The organism is Streptomyces sp. NPDC126510, from assembly GCF_040302345.1.
Lineage (GTDB): Bacteria > Actinomycetota > Actinomycetes > Streptomycetales > Streptomycetaceae > Streptomyces.
In genome coordinates this window covers 1-25,543 of the sequence record NZ_JBEORR010000006.1, presented here as the reverse complement: position 1 = coordinate 25,543, position 25,543 = coordinate 1, and the positions used below count along the sequence as shown (strand labels likewise).

22 protein-coding genes and 1 tRNA gene are annotated in these 25,543 nt (G+C 73.5%); 11 read left to right on the top strand and 12 right to left on the bottom strand.

Features of this window, described 5'->3' with window-relative positions; translation table 11 throughout:
- The first annotated feature begins 6 nt into the window (after positions 1-6).
- Positions 7-1,026: a Gfo/Idh/MocA family protein gene (locus ABTX60_RS09485; RefSeq protein ID WP_352096506.1), complete on the top strand. Its 1,020-nt coding sequence runs from the start codon at positions 7-9 to the stop codon at positions 1,024-1,026.
- 43 nt (positions 1,027-1,069) lie between these two features.
- Here ABTX60_RS09485 and ABTX60_RS09480 read toward each other — a convergent pair whose 3' ends face one another.
- From ABTX60_RS09480 to ABTX60_RS09465, 4 genes are all read right to left on the bottom strand, one after another.
- On the bottom strand, positions 1,070-2,086 hold the full coding sequence (locus ABTX60_RS09480; RefSeq protein WP_352096505.1) for a Gfo/Idh/MocA family protein: 1,017 nt from the start codon (positions 2,084-2,086) through the stop codon (positions 1,070-1,072).
- Positions 2,083-3,087 carry a Gfo/Idh/MocA family protein gene (locus ABTX60_RS09475; protein WP_352096504.1) on the bottom strand — a complete coding sequence of 335 codons (1,005 nt, stop codon included), beginning with the start codon at positions 3,085-3,087 and terminating at the stop codon, positions 2,083-2,085. Before ABTX60_RS09475 ends, ABTX60_RS09480 begins: the two co-directional genes overlap by 4 nt.
- A 120-nt stretch (positions 3,088-3,207) precedes the next feature.
- Positions 3,208-3,984, bottom strand: coding sequence for an SDR family oxidoreductase (locus tag ABTX60_RS09470; RefSeq protein ID WP_352096503.1), 777 nt, complete (start codon positions 3,982-3,984; stop codon positions 3,208-3,210).
- Positions 3,985-3,992: 8 nt separating this feature from the next.
- Positions 3,993-5,150, bottom strand: coding sequence for a phytanoyl-CoA dioxygenase family protein (locus tag ABTX60_RS09465; RefSeq protein ID WP_352096502.1), 1,158 nt, complete (start codon positions 5,148-5,150; stop codon positions 3,993-3,995).
- A 108-nt stretch (positions 5,151-5,258) separates the two neighbouring features.
- On the opposite strand from ABTX60_RS09465, the gene ABTX60_RS09460 reads away from it, so the two are divergent.
- Entirely contained in the window at positions 5,259-6,290 is a 1,032-nt protein-coding gene (locus ABTX60_RS09460) for a LacI family DNA-binding transcriptional regulator (protein WP_352096501.1), read from the top strand.
- A gap of 63 nt (positions 6,291-6,353) precedes the next feature.
- Positions 6,354-6,965, top strand: coding sequence for a TMEM175 family protein (locus tag ABTX60_RS09455; RefSeq protein ID WP_352096500.1), 612 nt, complete (start codon positions 6,354-6,356; stop codon positions 6,963-6,965).
- A gap of 8 nt (positions 6,966-6,973) precedes the next feature.
- Here ABTX60_RS09455 and ABTX60_RS09450 read toward each other — a convergent pair whose 3' ends face one another.
- Positions 6,974-8,137, bottom strand: coding sequence for a Gfo/Idh/MocA family protein (locus ABTX60_RS09450; RefSeq protein WP_352096499.1), 1,164 nt, complete (start codon positions 8,135-8,137; stop codon positions 6,974-6,976).
- 109 nt (positions 8,138-8,246) lie between these two features.
- Here ABTX60_RS09450 and ABTX60_RS09445 point away from each other — a divergent pair, with 109 nt between their 5' ends.
- Together ABTX60_RS09445 and ABTX60_RS09440 are read left to right on the top strand one after the other, a co-directional pair.
- Positions 8,247-9,245 (top strand): LacI family DNA-binding transcriptional regulator, encoded by a 999-nt coding sequence (locus ABTX60_RS09445; protein WP_352096498.1) that lies wholly within the window; start codon positions 8,247-8,249, stop codon positions 9,243-9,245.
- A gap of 252 nt (positions 9,246-9,497) precedes the next feature.
- Positions 9,498-9,995, top strand: a complete 498-nt coding sequence (locus ABTX60_RS09440) for a hypothetical protein (protein WP_352096497.1) — start codon at positions 9,498-9,500, stop codon at positions 9,993-9,995.
- 68 nt (positions 9,996-10,063) lie between these two features.
- Here the strand turns inward: ABTX60_RS09440 and ABTX60_RS09435 are convergent, their stop codons facing one another.
- A complete protein-coding gene (locus ABTX60_RS09435; protein WP_352096496.1) occupies positions 10,064-10,408 on the bottom strand; it encodes a cupin domain-containing protein in 345 nt (114 codons plus the stop codon).
- Positions 10,409-10,675: 267 nt separating this feature from the next.
- Between ABTX60_RS09435 and ABTX60_RS09430 the strand changes: the two genes are divergently transcribed.
- The 3 genes from ABTX60_RS09430 (at position 10,676) to ABTX60_RS43205 (ending at position 11,386) form a co-directional block, all read left to right on the top strand.
- Positions 10,676-10,957 (top strand): hypothetical protein, encoded by a 282-nt coding sequence (locus ABTX60_RS09430; protein ID WP_352096495.1) that lies wholly within the window; start codon positions 10,676-10,678, stop codon positions 10,955-10,957.
- Between the two features lie 44 nt (positions 10,958-11,001).
- Positions 11,002-11,075 (top strand) — tRNA-Pro (locus ABTX60_RS09425).
- Between the two features lie 233 nt (positions 11,076-11,308).
- Positions 11,309-11,386, top strand: coding sequence for a 50S ribosomal protein bL37 (locus tag ABTX60_RS43205; protein ID WP_370443954.1), 78 nt, complete (start codon positions 11,309-11,311; stop codon positions 11,384-11,386).
- A gap of 105 nt (positions 11,387-11,491) precedes the next feature.
- On the opposite strand, the gene ABTX60_RS09420 is transcribed toward ABTX60_RS43205, so the two are convergent.
- Positions 11,492-12,847, bottom strand: coding sequence for an HEXXH motif domain-containing protein (locus ABTX60_RS09420; RefSeq protein WP_352096494.1), 1,356 nt, complete (start codon positions 12,845-12,847; stop codon positions 11,492-11,494).
- An 8-nt stretch (positions 12,848-12,855) separates the two neighbouring features.
- Complete coding sequence (locus ABTX60_RS09415) at positions 12,856-14,079, bottom strand: FxsB family cyclophane-forming radical SAM/SPASM peptide maturase (protein ID WP_352096493.1); 1,224 nt, start codon at positions 14,077-14,079, stop codon at positions 12,856-12,858.
- A gap of 257 nt (positions 14,080-14,336) precedes the next feature.
- On the opposite strand from ABTX60_RS09415, the gene fxsA reads away from it, so the two are divergent.
- From fxsA to ABTX60_RS09400, 3 genes are all read left to right on the top strand, one after another.
- Positions 14,337-14,531: an FxSxx-COOH cyclophane-containing RiPP peptide gene (gene fxsA, locus ABTX60_RS09410; protein WP_352096492.1), complete on the top strand. Its 195-nt coding sequence runs from the start codon at positions 14,337-14,339 to the stop codon at positions 14,529-14,531.
- Between the two features lie 124 nt (positions 14,532-14,655).
- Positions 14,656-18,282, top strand: a complete 3,627-nt coding sequence (fxsT, locus tag ABTX60_RS09405) for an FxSxx-COOH system tetratricopeptide repeat protein (protein WP_352096491.1) — start codon at positions 14,656-14,658, stop codon at positions 18,280-18,282.
- A gap of 46 nt (positions 18,283-18,328) precedes the next feature.
- Positions 18,329-19,324, top strand: a complete 996-nt coding sequence (locus ABTX60_RS09400) for a hypothetical protein (protein ID WP_352096490.1) — start codon at positions 18,329-18,331, stop codon at positions 19,322-19,324.
- On the opposite strand, the gene ABTX60_RS09395 is transcribed toward ABTX60_RS09400, so the two are convergent.
- From ABTX60_RS09395 to ABTX60_RS09380, 4 genes are read right to left on the bottom strand one after another with little or no spacing between them, the layout of a single operon-like run.
- A complete protein-coding gene (locus tag ABTX60_RS09395) occupies positions 19,302-21,578 on the bottom strand; it encodes a serine/threonine-protein kinase (RefSeq protein WP_352096489.1) in 2,277 nt (758 codons plus the stop codon). The two genes, ABTX60_RS09400 and ABTX60_RS09395, sit on opposite strands and share 23 nt — an antisense overlap.
- Before the next feature lie 47 nt (positions 21,579-21,625).
- Positions 21,626-22,711, bottom strand: coding sequence for a P-loop NTPase family protein (locus ABTX60_RS09390; RefSeq protein WP_352096488.1), 1,086 nt, complete (start codon positions 22,709-22,711; stop codon positions 21,626-21,628).
- On the bottom strand, positions 22,708-23,724 hold the full coding sequence (locus ABTX60_RS09385) for a hypothetical protein (RefSeq protein WP_352096487.1): 1,017 nt from the start codon (positions 23,722-23,724) through the stop codon (positions 22,708-22,710). The genes ABTX60_RS09390 and ABTX60_RS09385 overlap by 4 nt, the downstream gene beginning before the upstream one ends.
- A gap of 55 nt (positions 23,725-23,779) precedes the next feature.
- Positions 23,780-25,033 carry a cation:proton antiporter domain-containing protein gene (locus tag ABTX60_RS09380; protein WP_352096486.1) on the bottom strand — a complete coding sequence of 418 codons (1,254 nt, stop codon included), beginning with the start codon at positions 25,031-25,033 and terminating at the stop codon, positions 23,780-23,782.
- Positions 25,034-25,543 lie beyond the last annotated feature (510 nt).

Here is a 25,543-nt window from a genome sequence, read left to right as displayed (position 1 = left end):
ACGGCCATGACGGAGCCTGCCCCGCTGGGAATCGCGGTCATCGGTACCGGAAGGATGGGCGCCGACCATGTGCGCCGTATCCACGACGTCACCAGCGGAGCACGGGTGGCCGCCGTCGTGGACGTCGACGCGGAGCGCGCGAAGGCCGTCGCCGCCCGTGTCGACGGCTGCACCGCGCACACCGATCCGGCCGCCGCGATGGCCGCGTCCGACGTGGACGCCGTCCTGATCGCCTCCCCGGGCCCGGCCCACGAAGCCGCCCTCCTCGCCGCCTTCGAGCACGATCTGCCCGTCCTGTGCGAGAAGCCGCTCACCCCTGACGCGGCCTCCGCCCTGCGCGTCCTCGACGCCGAACTGCGCCTCGGCCACCGCCGGGTCCAGGTCGGCTTCATGCGCCGCTACGACCCCGAGTACGCGAAGCTGAAGGCCCTGCTGGCCACGGGCCAGATGGGCCGCCCGCTCATGGTGCACAACCGGCACCGCAACGCGGCCAGCCCGCCCTTCTTCACCAGCTCCATGCTCATCAGCGACTCCGTCGCCCACGAGGCCGACGCGACCCGCTGGCTGCTGGGCCACGAGATCACCGCCGTCACGGTGCTGCGCCCCACCCCGTCGGCCAACGCGCCGGACGCCCTTCAAGACCCCCAGTTCGTCGTCTTCGAGACCGACGGCGGCGCCCTCAGCGACGTCGAGATCTTCGTCAACTGCGGCTTCGGCTACCAGGTCCAGGCCGAGGTGGTCTGCGAACGCGGCACGGCCCGCATCGGCGACGGCCACGCCCTGGTCACCAACATGGCCGGCCGCTGGGGCGGCACCATCGCCCAGGACTTCACCGAACGCTTCGAGACGGCCTACGACCAGCAGATCCAGACCTGGGTCGACGCCACCCGCCGCGGCGAGGTCACCGGCCCGAGCACCTGGGACGGCTACGCCGCGGCGGCGGTGTGCGAGGCGGGCGTCAGGGCGCTGGAGAACGGCGGCCGGGTGGAGATCGAGCTGGCGGAGAAGCCGGCGCTGTACTCCTGAGAAGAGGGCCCGGGGCCACGCCCCGGGCCCTCTTCGGCCTGCCTCAGATCCGGGTGCGCGGCCGGGGCTCGAACCCCGCCGTCCGGTAACACGCGTCGATGAACTCCATCGTCGTCACCGCGTCGTCCGCGTCCAGCGGCAGTGGCGCGGCCTCCCGGACCCGGGCGGCGAACGCCTCCAGTTGGTAGGTGTACGACGAGCGGGTTCCCAGCAGCTCCGTGCGCTCGCCCTCCGCGGTGCGGACCACGACGCGGTCGTCCAGGTGCGGGAGGACGAAGTTCGGGGCCGTCGCCTCGCCCCGGGAGCCGACGATCCGGATGCTCATGTCCAGGCCGTCGTACGCCATGTGGCAGCGGGCCGAGCCCGTCGCGCCGCCGGGGTACTCCAGGTCGGCGTCCAGCCACTCGTCGACGCCGGGCGCGCCCGCGCGCTCCCCGGCCCGGGCCGCGGCCAGGCGTGGGGCGCCGCCCGCCCAGGGGGCGAGCATCCGCAGCGCGTGCAGGCTGTAGCAGCCGAGGTCCATCAGGGCACCGCCGGCCAGCGGCAGCGACCAGCGCGGGTCGGTGTCCGGCGGCGCTGCGATGGCGACCCTGGCCTCGACGTGCCGCAACTCGCCGAGTTCACCCGAGGCCAGCAGCTCGTGGAGGCGCCGGGTGACGGGGTGGAAGAGGTAGTGGAAGGCCTCCATGAAGACCGTCCCGGCCTTCCCTGCGGCCTGCCGCACTTCCGCGGCCTCCGCGGCGTTGCTCGCCGACGGCTTCTCCGACAGCACGTGCTTGCCGGCCGCGAGGGCGGCCAGATTCCAGGGCCCGTGCAGGCCGTTGGCGAGCGGGTTGTAGACGACGTCGATCTCGGGGTCGGCGATCAGCTCGGCGTACGAGGACGCGACCCGCTCCACGCCGTGCCCGGCGGCGAACGACTCGGCTCGGGCACGGTCGCGGGCGGCCACCGCGACGAGGCGGTGGCCGGTCGCCCGGGCCGGGTCGATCAGGGAGCGTTCGGTGATCCGCGCGGCTCCCAGCACACCTATGCGCAGGGGTTCCCGGCCCTTGCCGCTCATGCCTGGCGTACCTCCTCGATGGTCACGTGGCGGTGCTCGTGCAGCGACAGCGTGCACGCGTCGGCGATCCAGCCCGCCTCCAGGGCGTCCTCGATCGTGCAGGGGGAGGGGCGGGTGCCGGCCACGACCTCGGTGAAGGCGGTCAGTTCGGCGCGGTAGGCCTCGGTGAAGCGGTCCATGAAGAAGTCGTGCGGCGTGCCCGCCGGGAAGGTCACCCCGGGCTCGACCGAGCGCAGCGGCAGCTTGTCCTCCAGGCCGACCGCGATGGAGTCCTCGAAGCCGTGGATCTCCATGCGGACGTCATAACCGCGGGCGTTGTGGCGGGAGTTGGACACGACCGCGATCGTGCCGTCGTCGAGGGTGAGGATCGCGCCGGTGGTGTCGGCGTCACCGGCCTCCTTGATGTATTCGGCGCCCCGGTTACCGCCGACGGCGTACACCTCCCGTACCTCACGGCCCGTCACCCAGCGGATGATGTCGAAGTCGTGCACCGAGCAGTCGCGGAAGATGCCCCCGGAGGCGGCGACGTACGCGGCCGGCGGGGGCGCCGGGTCCAGGGTCGTCGAGCGGACCGTGTGCAGCTTCCCGAGTTCACCGCTGCGCACGGCGGCGCGGGCGTTGACGAACCCGGTGTCGAAACGGCGGTTGTAGCCGATCTGGATCGGGACGTCCCGGCCGGCCACGGCCTTGAGCACCTCGACCCCCTCGGCCATGGTCCTGGCGACGGGCTTCTCGCAGAAGACGGGGACGCCGGCCTCGACCCCGGCCAGGATCAGCGCCGGGTGGGCGTCCGTCGCGGCGGCGACGACGATGCCGTCCACACCGGCGGCCAGCAGCGCCTCCGGCGAGTCCACGACATCGGCCCCGAACCGCTCGGCGGCGGCCTTGGCGGCGTCCGCGAACGGGTCGGTCAGGACGAGGGAGTCGACGACGTCGAGTCCGGAGAGGGTCTCGGCGTGGAAGGCGCCGATGCGGCCGAGGCCGAGGATTCCGATACGCATGGGTGTTGCTCCTAGAGGTAAACGGGGGTGGTGCTGCGCCCTTGCTTTTGGGGGCGCGAGGAACTGCGCGATCAGCCACAACGGCGCCGCACACGACCGATGACCGTGCGCGGCACATCCTCAGTCGAGTCCCCCCAACACGTTCTGATCCCAGTCGATGACCGACCCGGTGACCACCCCGGACCGCTCCGACAGCAGGAACACAACAAAGTCGGCGATCTCGTCCGGCTGGCCGAGCTTGCCCATCGGCAGCTTCGCGGCGGCCTCCTCACGCCAGTCGTCCCCGGCCCCGTGGAACGCCTTCTGCGTGGCGTCCTCGCCCTCCGTCGACGTCCAGCCGATGTTCAGGCCGTTGATCCGGACCCGGTCCCAGCGGTGGGCGTGCGCGGCGTTGCGGGTCAGCCCGATCAGTCCGGCCTTGGCGGCGACGTACGGCGCGAGGAACGGCTGCCCGCCGTGCGCCGACGACGTGATGATGTTGACGATCGTGCCGGGTGCCTCACGCCCCACCATGTCCGCCACCGCCGCCTGCATCGCGAAGAACGGGCCCTTGAGGTTGATCCCGATGTGCTGGTCGAACAGCTCGGGCGTGGTGTCCAGCAGCGTCCCCCGGGACGTCAGACCGGCGGAGTTCACCAGGCAGTCCACGCGGCCGAACGTCTGAACGACCCGGGCCACGGAGGCCTTCGCCTGCTCGGCGTCCGACAGGTCGGCCCGGACGTACAGCGCCTTGCCGCCCGCGGCGGTCAGCTCCGCCACCAGGGCCTCGCCCGGCTCGGGGCGCCGCCCGGTGACGGCCACGACCGCTCCTTCGCGGACCGCGGCCCGGGCGATGGCCGCGCCGACCCCCTGGCTGCCGCCGTTGACCAGGACGACCTTGTCGTCGAGAAGTCCCATCGAGTTCCTCAGCTCTCTCGCCGTTCGGCACCGGCCCGCAGCTCCGCCCGGAGCGCCTCCGGCGTCCACGCCTCGCGCAGGGCCCGGCGCACCAGGTCCGCCTGCGAGGGCGGGGCCAGGCCGTCGACCGGCGGGTCGCCGTCGAGGTTGGTGGGGAAGGGGTAGCCCTCGGCACTCGCCGCGATCACCTGCTCCAGCCACGCCTGGTCGGCGCCCGCGGCCTTGCGCGCGAGGAGAACGGGGTACACCGCGTTGGCCACGGCCTCCCGGTCCACCGTCTCCATCGCACGGCCGAACGCAGACGAAATCTGCAGCAGGTTGGCCATGCGCCGGATGTCCACCGAGCGGTTGGTGCCGGCCGCGTGGAAGAGGGCCGGGTTGAAGAACACGGCGTCGCCCTTGGCGAGCGGCAGCTGCACCTGGTGCGCGTCGAAGTACGCCCGGAACTCCGGGAGCCGCCAGGCGAGGTAGCCCGGCTCGTACTTCTGCGAATGCGGCAGGTACATCGTCGGCCCCGACTCCACCGGCATGTCGCAGTGCGCGACCGCGCCCTGCAGCGTCAGCACCGGGGAGAGGCGGTGCACGTGCGCCGGATAGGCGGCGGCGGCCTCGTTCGACAGGAATCCCAGGTGGTAGTCGCGGTGCGCGGTCTGCGCGGCACCGCCCGGGTTGACCACGTTGAGCTGGGAGGTGACCTGGTAGCCGGGGCCCAGCCAGGCGGTGGCGACCAGGGCCAGGGTGTCGTTCGCGTAGTAGTCGGCGAACGCCTCCGGGTCGTACAGGGCCGCCTTCTCCAGCGCGTTCCACACCCGGTCGTTGGCCCCCGGCGCGGCGAAGTGGTCACCGGCCGCCGCGCCCGAGGCGCGCTGCTCGGCGATCAGCGCCTCGAAGACGTCGGTGGCCCGGTCCACGATCCGGGGGTCGGGAAAGGCGCCGCGGAAGACCACGATGCCGGGCCCGTCGGCGAGCGCCCGCACCAGCTCGGCCTGGACCACCCGGTCGCCTTCCAGCAGCCCGCAGTCGTAGACGGGCACGTCGCGCTCGACCGCGGAGGCGTGCGGATAGTCGGCGGGGTCGGTGGCCTGCTCGACCAGATCGCGGAACGCGTCGAGATCGCACTCCTGCTCGGACAGCCAGGCACGGTGGTGTACGGAAGTGAAGGACATCGTCGTCCCTTCGGGGTCACGGAGCGACGCAGCCCTGTCATTCTTGTCAGTACAAACCCCTCGAACAACCAGCAGTGAGCCATCAAAAACCCCTCAAGGAGTCGGCGTATGGGACACCCGTTCCCGATCCGGGAGATCGCCCGGCAGGCGGGCCTGAGCGAGGCGACCGTCGACCGGGTGCTGAACGGCAGGGGCGGGGTGCGGGAGAGCACCGCGCGGGAGGTCCGCCAGGCCATCGCCGATCTCGACCGGCAGCGCACCCAGGTGCGGCTGGTCGGCCGGACGTTCATGGTCGACATCGTGATGCAGGCGCCCGAGCGGTTCACCACCGCGATCCGCGCGGCCCTGGAGGCCGAGCTGCCGTCCCTGCGTCCGGCGGTGCTGCGCTCCCGCTTCCACTTCCGCGAGACCGGCCCGGCCGCGGAACTGGTGCGGACCCTCGACCGGATCGCCCGGCGCGGCTCGCAGGGCGTGATCCTCAAGGCCCCGGACGTCCCCGAGGTCACCGCCGCGGTCGGCCGGCTCGAAGCCGCCGGCGTCCCGGTCGTGACGCTGGTGACCGACCTGCCCGCCAGCGCCCGCCTCGCCTACGTCGGGATAGACGACCGGGCGGCCGGCGCGACGGCCGCGTACCTGATGGGCCAGTGGCTGGGGGAGCGCCCGGGCAACATCCTCACCAGCCTCAGCAGCGGGTTCTTCCGCAACGAGGAGGAACGCGAGATGGGATTCCGCAGCGCCATGCGCGTCCGGCACCCGGAGCGCACACTGGTCGAGATCGCCGAGGGGCAGGGCCTGGACACCACCCAGTACGACCTCGTCCGGGCCGCACTCGAACGCGACCCGGACATCCGCGCGGTGTACTCGATCGGCGGCGGCAACATCGCCACGCTGCGGGCCTTCGACGACCTGGGCCGCGACTGCGCGGTGTTCGTCGCGCACGACCTCGACCACGACAACACGCGCCTGCTGCGCGAGCACCGCCTGTCCGCCGTGCTCCACCACGACCTCCGCCAGGACGTACGCGAGGCCTGCCACACGGTCATGCGGGCCCACGACGCGCTGCCCCCGGCGGGAGCGACCCTGCCCTCGGCCATCCAGGTGGTGACGCCGTACAACATGCCACCGCAGGCGGCCGTGTGATCCGTGGGCGACGCCTGGCGTGGGTACGGGAGGCGACCCGGCCCCGCCCCTACCGTCGGACCCATGTGGACCTCGCGCCCGGACGGCGGCCCCGAGCGGTTGGTGACCCTGGTCGACGGCGTGTTCGCCATCGCCATCACCCTGCTCGTCCTGGACCTCTCCGTGCCCCGGGACCTCGATCCCGCCGCGTACCGCAGGGCCCTGGGCGAGCTGGTCCCGGACCTCGGGGCCTACGCGCTGAGCGTCGCGGTGCTGGGGAGCTTCTGGCGGGACCACCGGCGGATCTTCCAGGACGTCCGCGAGATCGACGGCCAGGTGATCGGCATCTCGATGGTGGGCCTCGGCGTCGCGGCCCTGGTGCCCTTCCCGACCCGGCTGCTCGCCGAGTACGGAGCTCAGCCGGTGTCGGTCGCCGTGTACTCGGGCGCCGTCGCGGCGCTGGGTGCCTGCCATCTGATGGTGGCCGCCGTCCTCGTGAAGCGGCCCTGGCTGCGCCACGACACGCCGTCCGAGGCGGCGACCCCGCTCTACCTGCTCGACAGCGCCACGTCGGTGGTGGTCTTCCTGGCCAGCGTCCCCCTGGCCCTGGTGGCGGGCCCGAGGATCATGTGGCTGTGGCTCGTCCTCGTCCCGGTGAAGGTCTCCCTGGGCCGACGGCTCCAGAGCCCGGGCTGAGACGGGAGTCAGGCCCGCCCCGGCACGTCCGCCCACGTCCCGCTCTGCGCCGAGCGCGCCATGGCGTCCAGCGCGGCCGCACTGTGCACGGCATCCGCGAGCGTCGCCCCGTACGGGGTGCCCTCGGCGACCGACCGCAGGAAGCGGTACGCCTCGACGACCTTCAGGTCGTCGTACCCCATGGCGTTCGCCGCGCCCGGCTGGAACGCGGCGAACTCCCCGTCGCCGGGGCCGGCGTAGACCGTGGTGACGGACTGGTCCTGGTACGTCGTACCGCGGCTGACCCCCAGCTCGTTCATGCGGCGGAAGTCCCAGAACACCGCGCCCTTCGTGCCGTGCACCTCGAAGCCGTAGTTGTTCTGCTCGCCGACCGACACCCGGCAGGCCTCCAGGACGCCGCGCGCCCCGGAGGCGAAGCGCAGCAGACAAGCGACGTAGTCCTCGTTCTCGACCGGGCCGACTTCGCCGCCGGAGGCGCGGCTGTGGCCGGCCGTGGCGCCGGACGGGCGGGCCCGCTCCGGGAGGAAGATCGCCGTGTCGGCCGTCAGGGACGTGATGTCGCCGAGCAGATGCCGGGCGAGGTCCACGCCGTGCGAGGCCAGGTCGCCCAGCACCCCGCTGCCGCCCCGCTCTCGCTCGTAGCGCCACGTCAGCGCGCCCTCGGGGTGCGCCGCGTAGTCGCTGAACAGCCGGATGCGCACGTGCGTGACCGTGCCGATCTCCCCGGTGGCGATCAGCTCGCGGGCCGTCTCGACGGCGGGCGCGTTGCGGTAGTTGAAGCCCACCGTGCCCTGCACACCGGCCTTCGCGACCGCGGCCGCGACCGCGCCGGCGTCCTCGGCGGTCAGACCCACCGGCTTCTCGATCCAGATGTGCTTGCCCGCCTCGGCCATGGCGACGCCGATCTCGCGGTGCAGGAAGTTCGGCGCGGTGATGCTGACCGCCCGCACCCGGGGGTCGGCGGCCACCTCGCGCCAGTCCCGGGTCGTCGAGGCGAACCCGAACTGCGCGGCGGCCTCCTCCGCCCGGCCCGGGACCTCCTCCGCGACCGTGACCAGCTCCGGGACGAGGGGCAGCTGAGGGTAGTGGTGCCGCACGCGCGCATACGCCTGGGTGTGCACCCGCCCCATCCAGCCGAATCCGATGACGGCGACGCCGAGCGTGTCCACCATGAGAGCCCCTTTGGACCGTTCCAGAACTTGTCCAGGCCACCCTGAGCGGGGTTCGCCGACGCTGTCAACCCTTTGACAAGCCGTGCCGCCTCATGGAACGGTCCATCTCATGAGACCGCCGACGATCCGGGACGTGGCCGAGCGGGCCGGTGTCTCCAAGTCGCTGGTCTCCCTCGCGCTGCGCGGCTCGGACCAGGTCCGCCCCGAGAAGCGGGACGCCGTGCTCCGGGCCGCCCGGGAGCTCGGCTACCGGCCCAACGCCGCCGCCCGCAGCCTCAGCGAACAGCGCACCCGCACCATCGGTGTCCTCCTCAACGACCTGCGCAACCCCTGGTTCGTGGACCTCCTCGACGGCCTCAACTCCCTGCTGCACGCCAACGGTCTGCGCATGCTGCTGGCCGACGCCCGCCTCAACCGCCGCACCGGCCAGGACCCGGCCGACCCGCTGCTGGACCTGCGCGTCGACGGCCTGGTCGTGGTGGGCACGCTGCCCGACCCGGCGGCCCTCGGCGACGTGGCCGGGCGGATCCCGGTCGTGATGGCCGGCTCCCGTGAACCGGCGCCGCCGGGCGTCGACGTCGTGGCGGGCGACGACGAGCGGGGCGCCCTGCTGGCCGCCGAACACCTGATCGGCCTCGGGCACCGCCGCATCGCGCACATCGCGGGATACGGCGCGGTCGGCGAGCTGCGGCGCCGGAGTTTCGAGGCGGCGATGCGCCGGCACGGCCTTGCGGACCGGATGGTGGTCGAGCCGAGCGACATGACCGAGGAGGGCGGCTACCGCACGACCGTCCGGCTGCTCGGCCGCCCCGACCGGCCCACGGCCGTCTTCGCCGTCAACGACATCGCCGCCATCGGCGTGCTCTCGGCGGCGGGGGAAGTGGGTCTGCGCGTCCCGCACGACCTGTCCGTCGTCGGCTACGACAACACGAGCATCGCCCGCCTGCGGCACGTGTGGCTCACGACGGTCGACAACACGAGCCATGACATCGGCCGCCGCGCCGCCCGCTGCCTCCTGGAGCGCTTCGAGGGCGCGGACGGCGCGGGCCGGGTCCAACTCGCCACGCCCACCCTGGAGATCCGGGGAACGACGGCGCCGGTGCCCTGATCGCGCACCTGGAGCGTGTCTCGGACGCCGCTGTGAGTCCGTCGTCAGCTGCCGTACTCGGTCGTTCGAAGGCGGGCAACCTGCCCGGGGCACTCGGGGCCTCAAGGACAGCGGCTGCGTCCTGGGCTCCTTCGCCCGGCGCTTGCGCCCTCTTCAGGTCCCCCTCAGTGGGTGCGCCCTCATCCGCAGGGCGGATATGGTCCGCCGTAGCGGACGAGGCATTGCCGCCACGCCCAGGGCCAGCATGTTGTCATGACGACAGCGACCGCCTCCCTCCCCGCCTCCGCGCCTGTCTGGGCTCGCCGCGCCGCCCACGCCATCGCTCTGTGCGCCGTCCCGTCCGGCCTGTGGCGCATCGCCATGGCATCCGGTGTCTATGTGGGCTACAGCGATCAAGTGCTGCGCGACGTCTTCGACATCCCAGGCTGGGGCATCGCATACGTCGTCGGCCTCTCCGTCCTCACCGAGCTGGCCGCTCTGTTTCCGCTGCTGCTCGTCAGCGACCGGTGGAGGCCGATGCACCCCAGGCTCCTGGCCCCGCTGGCCTGGACCGCCTCGGGCGTCCTGGTCTCGGTGGCACTGTGGCAACTCGTTGTCGCTTTCACCGTCGAGAGCAAGACGTACATGTCGAGCGGTACGGCACAGACCGTCTGGGGGTTCGCTTTCGCCCCGCTGTTCGCCATCCCGGCCCTGATGACCGCGGTGACCTGGTCGTACGCAAAGCGGCATCGGGCACGGGGACAGGCATGACCCCTAGTGCGTGTCCTCACCGCCGAACGCTCGGGGCCATCGCGCGGAAGTGCCGCACAGAGCCTGGCTCAGAGGTTGATCGCGTACGCCTTGCGCAGGGTCTCGTGCACCGTCCACGTCGTGCGGTCGCCCTCGCGCAGCACGGCCATGTCGCCCGGCCCCACCGTGAGCGTCGGCCCGCCCTCGACCTCGATCGTCGCCGACCCGCTGATCACGACGAACAGTTCGTCGGCCTCGGTGTCGGTGACGACGCCGGGCGTGATCTGCCAGACGCCCCGCACCTGGCGGCCGTCATCCGACTCCCAGACCACCTTCCCGGTCACCTCGGGCGTCCCGGAGACGATCTGATCGGGGGCGAGGGGCTCGGGTTCGAGTTCGGCGTCGGGGACGTGGAGTACGAAGCTGTGCGTCATGCGGCGACCCTAGCCCTGGTCGGCGGGGGAACGGCCCCGACAGGGTGTGGGGTGCCGGCCGGGCCGGGCGGACACTTCGTCGCTCCGGATCGTGCGGGGCTTGCCGCTGACGCCGGGCGTTACCGCACCGGCCCCGTCCCTGTTGTCCGTCTCAACCCCTATGCCCTGGTCGGGAGTTCCCGCCGACTCGCGTATTGTTTGCGGCATATGCCCTGCGGTTGCGATGGCCGGGGGCGTGCGAGTGTGCGGGCGAAGGGGGAGCAGGACGTGGACGACACGCGGCGGCGATCCGCCCGGGGAGCCGAACTGACCGGAGGTGTGGTCACGGCCCTCCTGGCCGTCGCGGCATTCGCGGGCCTTGCCACCACGGCGGGGCTCCCCTGGTGGGCCGTTCTCGCCGTGGCCGTCTCGACGGTGGGTCTCTCGGGGTGGACCCGGCGCCCGGACCGCCCGGCGGCGCGGGCCGGGGGACCAATCGCTGAGCGGGGCGAGGGGCGAGCCGGGGAGCGGGGCGGAGAGCGAGTCGGGGAGCGGGTCCCCATGCGGTAGGGTTGACCTGCGTGATCACGCGGTTCCACCCACGTGAGACGCATCGGGACGTGGCGCAGCTTGGTAGCGCACTTGACTGGGGGTCAAGGGGTCGCAGGTTCAAATCCTGTCGTCCCGACTCGTGTGAGTCGCAGGGCAGGGCTGTTTTCGGAGGCATCCGAAGGCAGCCCTTGCGTATGTCCACGTTCAGGTGTGCGAAGAGTGCTGCTGCTCCGGCGGCCGTGACATGGGCCACCCGCGTGCATCCGCATCGTTTGTGTTTGCTTTCGCGTCGGCTGGAAAGTGGCTCTGTAGTCACCGGACGCGGCAATCCGGTGGATGGTGACCGAAAAGCCGGAAAGAGGAGGTCCGATGTCCTCGAAGCGACGTCGCAAGAAGAAGGCCCGCCGCAAGAACGGCGCGAACCACGGCAGCCGTCCGCAGTCCTGAGAAGTACTGCGGGCGCGCCGACGCGAACGGGTGGGTGGCATCTGCCACCCACCCGTTCGCGTTCGCAGACCCGTCGCGCTCTCTCGGCCGTCCGGTGCGGTCGGATCAGATCAGCTGCGCCTCCGGCACCCCGTTCGTGCGGACCCACTCCGCGCGGTGTTCCGCGGCCAGGGCCATGCCGCGGCGGCGGGACTCGGCCGGGACCGGGAGCCGGCACAGGGCGTCGAGCGTGCTCAGCATCGTCTGCGCGAAGTGCTGCCCGAGGGCGGTGAGGCGGCCGGAGGCCAGCAGGACCTCAGTGGCCTCCCGGGCGCCCGTCCGCCAGCGGGTGAACTGAGCCTCGGCCAGGGCGAGTTCCGCTGGACTCTGCTCCACGTCCCGGCGCCGGTTCCAGAAGTCCGCCACGCCCAGGTGTGCGTACGCCCCGTGGAAGAGGCCGAGCAGGGGACGCGGATCGGGGCGCCAGGGCGCGTAGTAGAGCTCCTCGCCGTCCGGCTCGAAGAGGTCGAACAGATGCAGCACCGCGGCGAACTTGCCGTGCTGCATCTCGTGGGCCATGGACAGCGCCAGGCCCCGCGCGGAGCGCGGCCGGGACAGTGCCATGGCGCCGAACGCCTCCGCGCTGCTGCCGCTGAAGCTGCCCGGGCGGTCGACCGGGACCAACGTGCGCGGACCCGCGGCGAGTTCGGCGTACGTCCCGGGGTGGTGGTCGCGCAGCAGACGGCAGGACTCCCGTGCCGTGGCCTCCCACCGGTGCAGGTCGCCCGGGGTCAGCCCCAGCGGCCGTTCCGGGACGCCGGGGAAGCGCAGCGGGTCGGCGTCGTCCAGGAGCAGTGGTGCGCCGGTGCCGGACACCGCGAGCCGGTGGGCCGCCTGCCACCGGCCCGACGGCCCCGAGGGAGCCTGCGGCACCTCGACCGGGCCGGGCGGGGAAGCGCGCCCCGCCACCCCGATCCGGGCCGCGCCCCCGGTGTCGACCACCACCTCGGCCAGGCCGCCGGGCCGGGCGCCCGGGAAGCGTGCCCCGCCGAGCGAGGGCAGGAACACCTGGTCCGTCGTCATCGGCCACCGCACCCGGCAGGGCACGCCCGCGCGGACCGAGGCGGCCGCGGCCAGGGCGCTGAACCAGTGGACCGGCGGCGCGCACGCCATCCCGGCCCCGCCCTCGACGACCCGGTCCAGCCGGGCCAGCAGGCCCGTCAGCGCGGTGCCCGCCGAGGGATGGGACAGGACCGCGGCCACGGCCGCAGGATCGACCCGATGGGCCGCCGCGAGCAGGTCCCACGCCCGCCCGGCCGCGTCGGCCACGTCCCCGCCGGCCGCACCGGCGGCCCGCGTCACCGCCAAGGCGCAGGCCAGCCGGCGGCTGTACTCGGCGTGGGCCAGCAGGCGCAGAGCTTCGGCCCCGCCGCCGCCCGTCGCGAGCGCGGTGATCAGCCTGCCGGGCACACGCAGCGGCACGGGCCCCCTCATACCGCTTCCGCCGCGGCGGTGCGCAGCCGGTCCAGGTCCGCGGCCAGCCGCCCCCTGACCCGTGTGATCAGAGCGGCCAGGTCCGCGCAGTAGACACTGGGGTTCGCGAACCCGGTGGCCGCGCGGTAGCGGTGGGCGTAGTGACCGCCCCCGCACACCCGCCGCAGCCGGCAGCCACGGCACTGCGCTGACAGGCCGTCGACGCCCCACTGCCGGGCCGCGACGCCCGGATGGCGCAGCAGCGCGTCGAAGGAGTCGCGTCGTACGTGCAGGCCCGTCCGGGCGGCTCCGTGGTACGCGGTGCGCAGCGTGTCGTCCTGGGCGAGCGAACCGTCCGTCTCCACCACCGCGTACCGCACCGGGGCCATGCCCAGCGCCTCCGTCTCCGGGGCCCCGCCGAGCAGCAGCGCCATCATGTCCTCGAGCAGCCGCACCCGCGTCTCCCGCCGCCCCGCCCCGTACCACCGCTCGAACACCTGCCACAGCCAGTCCGCGTACGGTGTGCCGGGGCGCAGCCCGGGCGGGGGAGTGTGCCAATTGCCCTGCGGCAGCAGGAAGTCCACGGCGGGCGGGCGGTACGTCAGCAGGTGCTCGTAACAGCGCACCGGGTCGTTGCGCAGGTCGATGGTGCACAACAGGCCCGCGAACAGCTCGCGATGGGGGCCTTCGGCGAGCCGGCACACAGCGTCGGCGACGCGGGCGTGGCTGCCGCGCCCGTCCGCGCCACGGCGGTGCCGGTCGTGCGCCGCGCGGTCCCCGTCCAGGCTGACCGAGACGCGAATGCCGTGCTCGGCGCACAGGTCGAGCCAGCGCTCGGTAAGCCGCACCCCGTTGGTCTGGAGCGTGAGGTGCAGCCGTACGCCGGGACCGGCCGCGGCACGCAGCACCGAGGCGGCGCGCCCCAGAGCGGCCTCGCCCGCCAGCAGCGGCTCACCCCCGTGCAGCACCACACCGGCCTCGCGCACCCCGTGGGCCGCGAGGTGCTCGGCGATGCGCCCGGCCGTGCGGTCCACCGTGTCCGGCGCCATGGTGCGCGGCTGCTCACGCCAACTCCGGTCCTGCGCACGGTACATGTAGCAGTACTGGCAGGCCAGGTCGCAGCGGCTGTGCACCTTCAGGACGAAGGAGTGGAACGGCGCGGGCACCCAGCCGGCCGCCTCCCTGGCCACGACGTCGGCCGCGACCGGCCACGGCGGCTCCGCATGGCGCAGCCGATTCATACGCACCCCCCGGTTCGCATGCCGCCCGGCCCGTGCCCGCCCGGCCGGTCCACGCCATTGGGCCCAGTATTCGGGGCCGGTGACAGACCGTCAACATCGAGAATCCGTCGTCCGGGCCGCCACCGCCCGAAAGTCGCCGTTTTCCCGCGGCACCCCGTGGGGACGTCAACACTGGACACCGAGTCCCGGGACACGCAGGCGCCGGGCGTGGAGAGCCGCCACGACGGCGGTCCGTCGGGCACCGCGGAGGATGGGCCATGGCAGAGCTCGAGGAAGCGGGTGCCGAGCGGGACGAGGCCGCACTGGAGTCCGTCGTGCTGGACCTCACCGGCGTGCCGCTCGACGACCTCGCCGCGCTGCCGCCCTCCGCGCTGGGCCGGACCCTGCGCCGGCTGCGCACCGGCGGCGACCCGGACGAACCGTTCGTCACCGGCCACAACGAGAGCCAATGACCGGCCCACGCGCCGACGCGACCCTCACGCGAAACCGTCTGATCAGGGGCAACCCGTCCTATACTGACCGTCCCTGACTGTCGTGCCCCACCGTCCAGCACCTGCCGTCCGAAGCGGAGTGGCCATGCCCGACATCCACGCAGCCGACCGCTCGGGACGGTTCGCCCTCTTCTGCTCCACCGCGGAGAACCTCGGCGTCAGCACGACGGTGCACAACGTCGCGGACCTGCTGGCCGCCGGCAACCGCAGCGTCCTGATCGTGGACGGCCGGGCGACCGGCACGCCGGGCGGCGCCCCGCTGCCCGAGCCGGAACCCGGACGCATCCACTCCGCTGCCCGCCCGGACGCCGCGTCCCTCCTCGCCCTCGGCTCGGACCCCCGGGCCCTCGCCTACGATCACGTCCTCGTCGAAGCCCCGCTGCCCGACGCGATCGGCGCGCCGGGCGAGGGCAGACTCGGCTCCCTGGCCGACTCCCTCGTGCTCTGCTTCGCCATGACCGCCTGGTCCATCGACGGCGCCGCAGCCCTGGCCGAGCAGCTGAGCGGCGGCCGGTCCGACCGGCCCGTGCGGCTGCTGGCCCTGGGCCTGAAGAGCAACGTCGAGTCGCACGACCGGCTGCGCGGCGCGCGCGAACGGGTGCGCCGCAAGTTCGGCCCCCTGATGCGGGCCGCCCGCACCTCCGAGGTCGCCTTCCTGGAGGTCCCGTACCACCCGCTCTACCTCGACGCCCGGCAACTCGCCGTGGAGAGCGAGCCGGAGGGCTCCGTGACGGGGCTGCGCCCCTACTACGAGCGGCTCGCCGACTGGCTCCGCAACCGGCGTCCGCTGCCGCTGAGCCGGGTCACCCTCGTCCACTCCCAGCGCCACGCGCCCTGGGCGGCCTGGCTGGAGGACCAGTTCCGGCGCGGCGGCATCCGCACCGAACTGCGCGCCCTGGACGCCTACTCCGGTGACCGGCCGGCCCCCGGCACCGCCCTGCTCTTCCTCTCCCCGGCGGACATGGACCACGCCGCCCTCGCCCAGCTCGCCGCGCTGTCCCACCCCGACGTCCGGATCGTCCTGGCCGACGAGCCCTTCCCCGACCCGGGCGCCGCCCACCACGAGCGCATCGACCTGCGCGGCACCGACGAGGACGAGGCCGTGCGTCGGCTGTACGCCGGGCTCGGCCTCGGCGCACCGCCCCCGACGGACGGCACGCCGGGTGCCCGCTTCCCCCGGCTGCCCGCCGTCACCAACGTGGCCCCCCGCTACAGCGGCTTCGTCGGCCGCGACGACGTCCTCGGCGGTCTCCTGGAGGAACTGCGCGCGGCGGGCCGGGACCGCACCCCACTGGTCGTGCACGCCGCGAGCGGCTGGGGCAAGAGCGAGATCGTCCGGGAACTGTGCCACCGCTTCGGCTCCGCCTACGACGTCGTGTGGTGGGTGCGCTCCTGGGAGATCCCGCGCGCCCGCCGCGGTCTGACCCGGCTCGCCGGCCGGCTCGACCTGGTCACGACCGGCGACGGCGCCTCCCCGGCCCTGTTCGAGCACCTCTCCCGCACCGACACCCAGAGCTGGCTGCTCGTCTACGACGGCGCCGATTCCCCCGACGGGCTGCAGGAGTTGCTGCCCACCCCGCACTCCCGCGGGCACGTGCTGATCACCAGCCGCGGCGCCCCGGCCACGCCCGGCATGGCGGCCTTCTCCCTGCCGCCCATGTCACCGGCCGAATGCCGGGCCGTCCTCGGCGAACGGCTCGCCGAGATCGACGAGGAACAGGCCCAGCGGGTCGGCCAGGTCCTGGGCTTCGTCCCGCTCGCCCTGCGCATCGCCGCCCTGTGCCTCGCCGAGCGCGCCGCGGCCCACCGGCGCGACGACAGCATGGGCGACCAGGCCGCGGCCAGGGCCGCCGTCGCGTACCTCCTCGCCGAGTACCGCACCGCCCAGCAGGCCCTGCTCGAACAGGAGGGCACCGCCCCGCCGGTGTCCGTCATGGTGCGGGTCGCGCGGCAGACCGTGCTGCACACCCCGGGCGCCGCCGCCTGGCGCGCGGAGAGCCGCACGAGCGACGCCCTGGGCTGGCTGCTGAACGCCGCCTCCCTGCTCACGGGCCGGGGCATGGGCCTGGAACTGCTGCGCTCGCGGCGCATCCTCTCCGAGCTCGCCCGTGACGACAGCGCGGACGGTGCGCCGGCCCGCCGGATCCCCGCCGACACGCGGATGCCCGACGAACACATGGTGAGCGTCGCCCTGTGGGCCCTGTCCCGGGTCGGGCTCCTGGAGGTCGACTTCGACCGGCCCGACCAGCCCCTCGGCCAGCACCACGCCGTACGGGACGCCCTGCGCGCCGGCATGGATCCGGCCGAGCGCGCCCACATCGAGCAGGTGCTGCGCGGCACCCTCGCCGAGTACACCCCGGACGAGAACCGCGGCCTGAGCGCCGACTGGGCCCGCGAGGTGTACTCCCTGCGCCTGTGGGAGGACCACCGCCCCCGTGTCCGGCGCTCCCTGCTGCGCCACCTCAACGCCCTCAGTCAGCGCGGCGAGACGGCCGACCTCGCCCGCCTGCTCGACATCTCCGAGCGCGCGCAGGCGTCCTGGGCCCCGGCGGACGACGACGACCCGTCACCGGAGTACCTGCGCCTGCTCAACTTCACCGCCCGCGCCCACCGCCTCACCGGTGCCTACGAACCGGCCCGCCGGCTGTCCGAGCAGGCCCTGCGCGGCCACCGCCGGCTGCTCGGCCCCCTGCACCCGAGAACCCTGCTGTCCGCCGACTCCTACGGCGCCAACCTGCGCTCCCTCGGCAGGTTCTCCGACGCGCTGTTCCAGGCCCGGCCGGTCCTGGAGGGCCTGACGCTGCTGCTCGGGCCGCAGCACGCCGCGACCGTGCAGGCCGAGCACAATCTCGCCTTCACGGAGGCCCTGAGCGGACGCGCCCCCGACGCCCTGGCCCGGCTCCTGGCCCGGTTCCGCTACCGCCAGTCCGTCGGCGGCGAGGACGACCCGGCCGTCTGGCGGTCCGCCGACCTGCTCGCCTGGGTCTACCGGACCCTGGGCCGCGACGCGGAGTCCCAGGACCTGCTGCGGCAGTGGCTGCACCGGCACGGCGACATCGCCACCGGCACCCGGCTGAACATCGAACTCGGCCTGGCCGTCAGCGAACGGCGCATCACCTACAACTCCGCCCGCCCCCACGAGAGGGTCTACGGCTACGAGAAGGCCCTCGAACGGGACCGGCGGGTGCTCGCCGAATCCACCGGCCGGTTCGGCGCCGGCCATCTGGACACCCTGCGCTGCCGCTTCAGCCTCGCCGCCGACCTGCACGCACTCGGCAAGCACGACGAGGCCGAACACGAGGCCCGCCTGTGCGGCCGGGCTTTGGAGAGCACCCTCGGCGCCTGGCACCCCTACGCCGCACTGGCCGGGGTCCGGCACGCGGTGTACCTGCGGGCCTCCGGTGCCGTCGAGGACGCGGAGGCCATCGGCCGGGCCGCGCTGAACCTCCTGTCCGACCGGCTCGGCGACAGCCACGCCTGGGTGTCCGCCGCGGAGAACTCCCTCGCGGCCACCCTCGCGACGGCCGGGCGGCCCGGGGAGGCGACCCGGCTCGTCGAGAGCGCCCTGCGCCGTTTGCGGGACCTGGACATGGGGCATCGCCCCGACGGGCGGCGCGTGGGGGCGCACCACGCCTGGCTCACCTCCCGGGCCACCGGCCCCACCGCACCGGCCAGGGACTTCGACATCGATCTGGAACTGCCCGGCATCTGATCCAGGCGCCCTCGCCCGGGCGTTCCCCGACGGAAGGTGAGCGCAGGTGGCGACAGCCCCGCACCCGGAGACCGAGCTCTTCACGGAGTCCCACTGGTCCCCGGAGGGCCACGGCCGGATAACAGCGCTGTGCCAAGGGGCCTTCGCGGGTGTCCCCGCCCTCAGGTCCGTGTCCCATTACAGCAATGGGATCATCGACTTCGTGGTCCGCCGGGGCGACTGCCCGCCGCTGAGCAGCCTGGTCACCGTGGGCGGCGAGGACATCGCCAACGAGGCGCTGCCCGGCAGCCGGCTGCTGCTGTGCACCCAGGACCTGGGCGCGCTGATGCGACCGCTGGGCACGGGTGAGCTGATGCGCGTCGTGGTGGCCAACGCGCACGGCGGACTGTGGGGCGGCCGCGTCAAGGCGGGGGAGTACCTGTCCGCGCACACCGACACGCCCGGCGGGGTGCCCGCCGTGGACGAGGCCATGAACAGCCTCGTCTCCGCCATCCGCACCCGGGTGCACCACCTGCCCGACGAGCTGCCCGGCGGCCTCACGGACACGATGGAACCCCTGCCGGAGGACAAGGGGAGGCTGCGGATCGACTTCGGGACGGCGGCGGCCGAGCACGACGGCCCCTCCGAGATGCGGCTGCGGGCCCTGTGGGGCGCCCACGTCAACACCCTGGACCTGCAGTACGCCGCCTACTACCGGGACTGGAAGCTCGTCTGCGCGGGCGACGTCTTCGAGAGCCCCGAGCTCGGCCCCCGCTTCCTGGAGACCAGCGTGCGCTCCCGCCGCACCTCCTACCGTGACCTCGCCCGGAGCCTGCGCGGCCATCTCGCCCGGCTGACCGACGCGCTGCGGCTGGTGGTGCCACCGCCCGCCGACCGTCTTGTCCTGGACGTCCAAGAGGGCGCCGTGTACGTGATCTGGCTGTCGCCGCGGGACTACGTCCTCGGGGTGACGCTGGACCAGCGGCAGGTCACCCACGCCGAGAGCCGGCTGCGCCTGCTCGCGGACGGCGTGGGCGGGGTCATGCGGACCGCACGGCACTGACCAGGGCGCCCCACACCTCGTCGGCGAGTGCCTCCACCGCCCGTGCGACGGTCGGCCGGTGCACCGGGCCCGCACCGCCGAGGGCCTGCACGGGCAGCACCTCCACCGCCGTCTCGTACTCCCGGCAGACCTCGCGCAGCCGCGCCCACTGCTCCTCACTCGGCACTCCGGCCGAGGCGGCGCGGAACCAGGTGTCGGCCCCCGTACGGAACGTCTCCGTCAACTGCCGCGCCAACGTGGCGCAGCCCAGCGCCGCCAGATCGGACGGCCCCGCCCGCAGAGCCGGACCATCGGCCGCGGCACCGCCGGACGGGCGCCCCGCCAGCCGCTCCACGGACGCGTCCAGCAGCGCGAACACCTCCTCGAACCGCCCCTCGACGGGATCCGGCAACGCCGAACGCGCCGGACCGGGCGCCACCGCGACCAGATCACGCCGGGCCAGATCGCTCACCGTCCGCCGCAGCTGCCCAAGTTGGGCACCGTGCTCACCGAGGGCACTGCGCAACTCGGTGGTCAGCTCGGCGAGATCGGCTTCCCGGCGCAGCTGGGTGAGACGGGCGCGCAGCCGGTCCAGGGCCTGGTTCACGGCCTGTGCGAAGTCGCCCGGACGGTACACCAGGGGCTGTGAGCCCACCGAGCGCGCCAGCCGGTCCCGCATGGTCCGCGACACATGGCCGTTGACCACGAGCAGCACCTCGGCCTGCGCCGGGTGCAGGGCGCCGCGCAGGGCCCGGACCCGGGCGGTGATGCGCTCCTCGTCGTCGGCTACGAGCACCGACGGGGTGACCACGATCGCGATGTAGGCGTTCGGGACCGGCTCCAGCCAGTACGCCACCGCCAACGGCCCGTCGGTGTCGGAGCCCCGCGCCGGGACCGGGTCGTGCGACGCGATGCGCCACTGGCCCTCGGCCAGCGCGTCGTGGATCGTGGACACCACCTGGTCCTCGGAGACGTTGTCGTGCAGCTCCCGCACGGCCCGCAGCACTGTCGCGGCACTCACCTCCCGGACCGCGCCGCCGCGGTCCTCGCTCAACTGCCAGGCGTGGTGGCAGGTCTTGAGGATCTCCCGGGGCACCCCACCGGTGAGTTCCTGGAGGATCCCGACCGACTCGGAGCCGAACGGCGCGGGCCACCGCTCGATCGCGTCCGCCCCCTCGGACGCGTCCGGCCGGGCCCCCGAACCGACGTACTCGGCGACCAGCCGCGCGGTGAGCTCCGCGCCGAACCGCGTCGGCCACAGCTGCACCACCCGCTCGTGCAGACTCGGCCGGAACGCGTTGAGCCCGCGCGGCGAGGTGCAGAACACCAGCAGACCACCCCGGCTCACATACACGTTGACCAGCCGCTCGAATGCGTCCACGAACGTCCGCCGGGAATCCTCCGGCCAGTCCAGGACCTTCTCCAGCGAGTCGATCAGCAGGACGTACGGTTTGCCCACCCGGCCGTGCAGGAAACCCTGGACGGCCAGCGCGTCGAAGACCGGGTCGATGCCCGAGACCGCGTCCTTGATGCCGCGTTCCCGCAACTGCTGCGCGGGCTCGTCGCCGCTCAGCCACGCCCACACCATCGACGTGAACCGGGGATCCTGGAGCAGGGCGAGCGCGGTGGCGAAGCGCCGGTGCTCCGTCACCTCGCCGAGGGTGACGCGCAGATCGGCGTGCATCACCTCGGGGTCGTAGCGCAGGGCGGAGACCACCTTGTCCGGGTCGAGGACCCGGTCGCGCAGCCCGGTGGCGATGTCGTCGAGGGCGATGTCGCCCAGCGGGATGTCGTCCGGCCGGCCCGGGCGCGACTCGGAGCTCTGCTCGCCGACCCGTACCGCCGTCACATAGGCGTAGTAGTCCCGGACGAGTTCCTCGAACGCGGCACGCCCCTCCGGGCTGTCCGCGGGGCCCCGCAGCCGGTCGCGGTACATCCGGCCGAAGTCCTGGGCCGGCTCGTCGACGATCCACAGGGCCGGGCCGTCCGGGCGGGTCAGCGCGTTGCAGACCTCCCGGGCCGCGTGGGACTTGCCGAGGCCGAACTCGCCCACCACGGCGATCGCCCGGCCGCGCCGCCCGCCCCGGGGCCGGTCCCGGAGGTAGTCGCGCACCAGGCCCTGGAGCTCCCCGAGGATCCGGGTCGGGACATGGGCGTTGCCCGAGTCCGCGGCCTCGACCGGTGCCTCGCCGAGGTCCGCCGACGGGCCGAGCCGCACGACCGGCACCAGGGGAAAGGGGTTGCTGTACCAGGTGTCTGCGCTGCTTGCGGCCACGATGGCACTCCTTGCGGGTCCTGTGAGGGCGCGGTCGGGGGTGGGCGTCAGCCGCCGGAGCGGGGCGGGATGGGAGCACGGAGCAGGGCGTCGCGGCCGGCTCGCCGCCGCTCCCAGTGGGGTCTGAGCGCGTCGGCGTCGATCGGCCAGGGGTGCGGCGCGCTGCGCAGCGCGTCCGCCGCCGAGTGGAACACCGTCCGCAGTTCGCGTACGTCGGCCGGCCGCCATTCGGAGTGTGCCGCCATCAGGGAGCTCCTGTCCGGCTCGACCAGGCCGTTCGGGCCGTCGTCCGACGCCCGGGCACTGTGGCTGAACCGCCAGATGTCCTCGGAGTTCAGTTCACGCAGCGCGAGATGGGTGACCGCCGCCGAGTCGCTCAGCGTGGCGGCCACTTCCCTCGCCGTCTCCGCCGCACCGTGGCTCACTTCGACGAACAGTACGATCCGGGTGTGCGCATTGCTCAGGCAGGTGCTCAGAAACCTCGCCCGGAGATCGGCGTCGTTCCACCGTATGTGCGGGATCACCGCCAGGAGCAGTGCGTTGTGCTGCACCAGCAGTTCGCTCATGTCGCTGTAGGCCTGGAACGGATCCTCTTCCGCGACGATCGACCGCACACGGGATTCGGGGAACTCGTGGAATCGCAGACTCTTCGCGATCTCCCGGCGTATGCGGGCGTTGATCAGACTGGTCGGGGCGAAGGCCCCGTCCGGGTCGACGCTGATGCGACGGCCGTCGTTCGCCAGGCCCGCGGTCGGCACACAGACGGCGAGCGGGCCGCCCGCCCAGGCCGCCGCCGCTGCCACCTGTTGCCTCACCTCGTGGATGCACCGGTGGATGAGACTGGTCTTGCCCATGCCGGGAGGTCCGCTGACGATCACCACGCGGCCGTGCCCCGAGCTCCCGTCGAGGAGTTCGCCGAGAGGGGGCCAGCCGGTGCTGAAGCGGTCCAGTTCCTCGCGTGAGTGATCCACGTCCACCCACTGGTGCAGGTGGTCCGGCTGCTTCCACGGCACGAGGGGATGGTCGGCGCTGAGCGCCGCGTGGTCCTTGCCACCGTGGTCACCGTGGTCCGCGCCGTTCGTTCCGTACGGTTTACGCACTCCGTAGGGGTTGGCCCAGTCGGAGCCGGTCATGCGTGAGGTCCTCCGGCGCCGGTGGGACGGTCGCTGTGACGTGCTCCGGGCAGCCACCACAGGGGCGCCGGGCGTCGCAGATCCGCCACCTCGCGGGTCCGCAGGTCCAGGGTCGTGCGCACGGCGTCCGCCTCGCTCTTTCTCTGGCGCGGCAGCAGGGGTTGCCCGTCCCTGCTGCCCGGCAGTCTGTTCGTCAGGGGAAGGGAATCGGCCAGCCGCCGGGCCGCCTCCCGGCGCCCGGCCGGGCCGGGCACCTGGGCGAGGAGACCGGAAAGTGCCTCCCGGGCCCGTAACGCCTCGGCGTGGTCCGTCTCGGGATCCTGTTCGTACGCCGTGAGATACAGCCATGCGATCCTCCGGAATTCCTGCACGGCCGCCGCCAGTTGCCGGTCGCGCGTGCGCCGCTCGGCCGAGATCCGTTCCGTCATCTGTCCGACCAGCGTCAGGGCCGCGCCGGCCGCCAGCAGGTACACCCCGTCGAGGAAACCGCCCAGGCCGCCTGAGCCGCCCGGGTCCGCGGACGCCCCCGGCGGATCACCCGCCGCGGCCAGGACCGCGTCGCAGACCCGCTCGAAGTCGCCCTGGTGCTTGTCGGCCCAGTCGTCGAGCGACAGCACGCCGCCCCCGGGGCCGGGCATCCGGACGGCGTCCCCACCACCGGCCGGTCCCAAGGGGCTGCGCACCACATCCAGTTGTAGCGCGGCGTCCCGGAGCTCGTCCCGGTGCTCGTCGGCCAGGCAGTACACCAGACGCACATCACTCCTGCCGGTGTCGGCGACGGCCTGGGCGGCGGTGGCGGACAGGAGCAGCAGGGCGCCGAGCAGGACGGGCTTCCAGCGCGGAGCGGGCTTCCGGCCCGAGGCGGGCTTGCGGCCCGGAGCGGGGGAGAGTGGCGGGCCGTCGTGGAGGGCGCGGCCGCAGAGCGGGCGCGGGACGCCGTAGCGGCTCCGAAAGCCGCGGACGCGTCCGCCACGGCGGGGACGCCCCCCGCCGCTCCCTTCCCGCTCACCCATCCGGCCTCCCCGTTCCCCTGGCCGCGACCCGTTCGGGACGCCGCACACCCTTCGGCTATGCGGAGGACCGCAGTCCGTCGGCCGTGGCCGGTGCCCCGCCCGGCGTGCCGTCGCCCGGCGCCGGATGCCGGGGGAGACGCTTCTGCCCGGCGGCGGGTTGCCGGCCTTTTCCGGCCCGGTGGCGCGACCAGCAGCCGAACGCGATTTGCGCCCCGTAGTGCAGCAGATTCACCGTCACCACGGCCGGGGCGACGATGCCGACCGTCTTGGGGAAGTCGCGTTCCAGGGTGAGGGCGAGCAGCACGGCCGTGAGCCCGTTCTGCTGGCCGATTCCCAGCAGGACCCGGTCCCTTCCGGACAGGCCGCGGACGAAGAGCGGCATCAGCAGCACGGCCACCACCGCCTGCGCGAGGAACGCCGAACCCCCCAGCAGCAGCCCGGGCTTGATCGAAACCCCTTGGGCGACGAACAGGCCCAGCAGTGCGGTGGCGAGCAGGAAGGCACTGGTCACCGCCCGCGCGAGAGGGCGGGTGAACGCCTGCGTCCGCAGGAAGAGTCCGGCCACCGCCACGGCCAGCATCAGCATGTTCGCGGCGGCGAGCACCAGCATGACCGCGACCAGGAGGACGGCGAGCGGAGTCGCCGGGCGCCGGGGGCGCACGCGCTGCCGCCCCGCCTCCCGGGTTGGCCACAGCCGCCCGCCCGCCCACCACGCCAGCAGGGCACCGGCGAGCAACAGCGCGTTCAGCACCAGCCCGAGGGCGTAGCCCTGGGCCCCGCCGCCCACCACCGAGGGCGCGCCCGTGTGCCCGGCGGCCGTGTAGGCGTACCCGGCGACGTACAGCGTCAGCAGCACCGTCATCGGGTCGTCGAACGAGGCCCACGCCGTGAGCAGGGAGCGGGCGCGCTGCGACATGTGCCCGTCCTTGCTGAGCGCGGTCACCGACAGCGGGTCGATCTGGGCGACGACGATGCCGAGGACCAGGTACTCCGGGCGGTCGAAGGCCCAGACCATCACGCCCGAGATCATCGCCGCCTTGAGAACGACCCCGAGCGTGACGGCCGCCACGACGCCCCGCAGGTCACGACGCAGATCCGCGAGATCGATGCCGTACGTGCTGCCGTACAGCCCCACGGCCAGCAACAGGCTGGTGGCGACGACGTACCCGGTGGTGCCGACGAGGCGCGTCGGGTCCGCCGCCAGGCCGATCGACGTCCCCAGAACCAGTGCGCCCAGCGCACCGAGCAGAACGGCCGGAACCGCCGGCAGCTTCCGCCGCCGGCCATGGTCGCGTCGGGACCTGTCCACCCGCTCCCCCCATCCCCCGGTGTCACGCCGCGAGCGTAGTCGGGCCGTAGGAACCTCGTGCGCCAATCGATACGGACGTGCAACCGCGAGAGCAATCAAGCGTAGATGTGAGCACTCGGACGGCGTAACACCATTTGCGGCCGTTCCTCTGCACGATGCCCGGTGACGACCGCCGCTGAACGCTCTTCACCCCTGGGGTGGATCCACGGCGCCCCAACCGGTGCGCCCCGCGTCCGCCCCGCCGCCCTCGACGGGGCGCCGGACGGCATAACGTCCACGGAGCGTGCGCCCCCGGCCGCGGCCGGACATCGGCGTGAACGAGCGGATGGCGGCGCACGCGCTGGCGGGCCGCGCCCGGCGCGCACGAGCCGGTGGCCCCGGCACGCACGAGCAGGTGGTTCCCCCGGTACACGGCGTGGTCGGGTACGTCGCCCACCCCCACGGGCGACGTACCCGACCGCGCCCCCGGCGCCGGGGGGCGGAAGAGCGGCGGGGAGGGGAAGGGGTGTT

Coding starts and splice junctions, on each gene's coding strand:
- ABTX60_RS09485 (WP_352096506.1), top strand. CDS start 7: ATGACGGAGCCTGCCCCGCTGGGAATCGCGGTCATCGGTACCGGAAGG.
- ABTX60_RS09480 (WP_352096505.1), bottom strand. CDS start 2,086: ATGAGCGGCAAGGGCCGGGAACCCCTGCGCATAGGTGTGCTGGGAGCC.
- ABTX60_RS09475 (WP_352096504.1), bottom strand. CDS start 3,087: ATGCGTATCGGAATCCTCGGCCTCGGCCGCATCGGCGCCTTCCACGCC.
- ABTX60_RS09470 (WP_352096503.1), bottom strand. CDS start 3,984: ATGGGACTTCTCGACGACAAGGTCGTCCTGGTCAACGGCGGCAGCCAG.
- ABTX60_RS09465 (WP_352096502.1), bottom strand. CDS start 5,150: ATGTCCTTCACTTCCGTACACCACCGTGCCTGGCTGTCCGAGCAGGAG.
- ABTX60_RS09460 (WP_352096501.1), top strand. CDS start 5,259: ATGGGACACCCGTTCCCGATCCGGGAGATCGCCCGGCAGGCGGGCCTG.
- ABTX60_RS09455 (WP_352096500.1), top strand. CDS start 6,354: ATGTGGACCTCGCGCCCGGACGGCGGCCCCGAGCGGTTGGTGACCCTG.
- ABTX60_RS09450 (WP_352096499.1), bottom strand. CDS start 8,137: ATGGTGGACACGCTCGGCGTCGCCGTCATCGGATTCGGCTGGATGGGG.
- ABTX60_RS09445 (WP_352096498.1), top strand. CDS start 8,247: ATGAGACCGCCGACGATCCGGGACGTGGCCGAGCGGGCCGGTGTCTCC.
- ABTX60_RS09440 (WP_352096497.1), top strand. CDS start 9,498: ATGACGACAGCGACCGCCTCCCTCCCCGCCTCCGCGCCTGTCTGGGCT.
- ABTX60_RS09435 (WP_352096496.1), bottom strand. CDS start 10,408: ATGACGCACAGCTTCGTACTCCACGTCCCCGACGCCGAACTCGAACCC.
- ABTX60_RS43205 (WP_370443954.1), top strand. CDS start 11,309: ATGTCCTCGAAGCGACGTCGCAAGAAGAAGGCCCGCCGCAAGAACGGC.
- ABTX60_RS09415 (WP_352096493.1), bottom strand. CDS start 14,079: ATGAATCGGCTGCGCCATGCGGAGCCGCCGTGGCCGGTCGCGGCCGAC.
- fxsA (WP_352096492.1), top strand. CDS start 14,337: ATGGCAGAGCTCGAGGAAGCGGGTGCCGAGCGGGACGAGGCCGCACTG.
- fxsT (WP_352096491.1), top strand. CDS start 14,656: ATGCCCGACATCCACGCAGCCGACCGCTCGGGACGGTTCGCCCTCTTC.
- ABTX60_RS09390 (WP_352096488.1), bottom strand. CDS start 22,711: ATGACCGGCTCCGACTGGGCCAACCCCTACGGAGTGCGTAAACCGTAC.
- ABTX60_RS09385 (WP_352096487.1), bottom strand. CDS start 23,724: ATGGGTGAGCGGGAAGGGAGCGGCGGGGGGCGTCCCCGCCGTGGCGGA.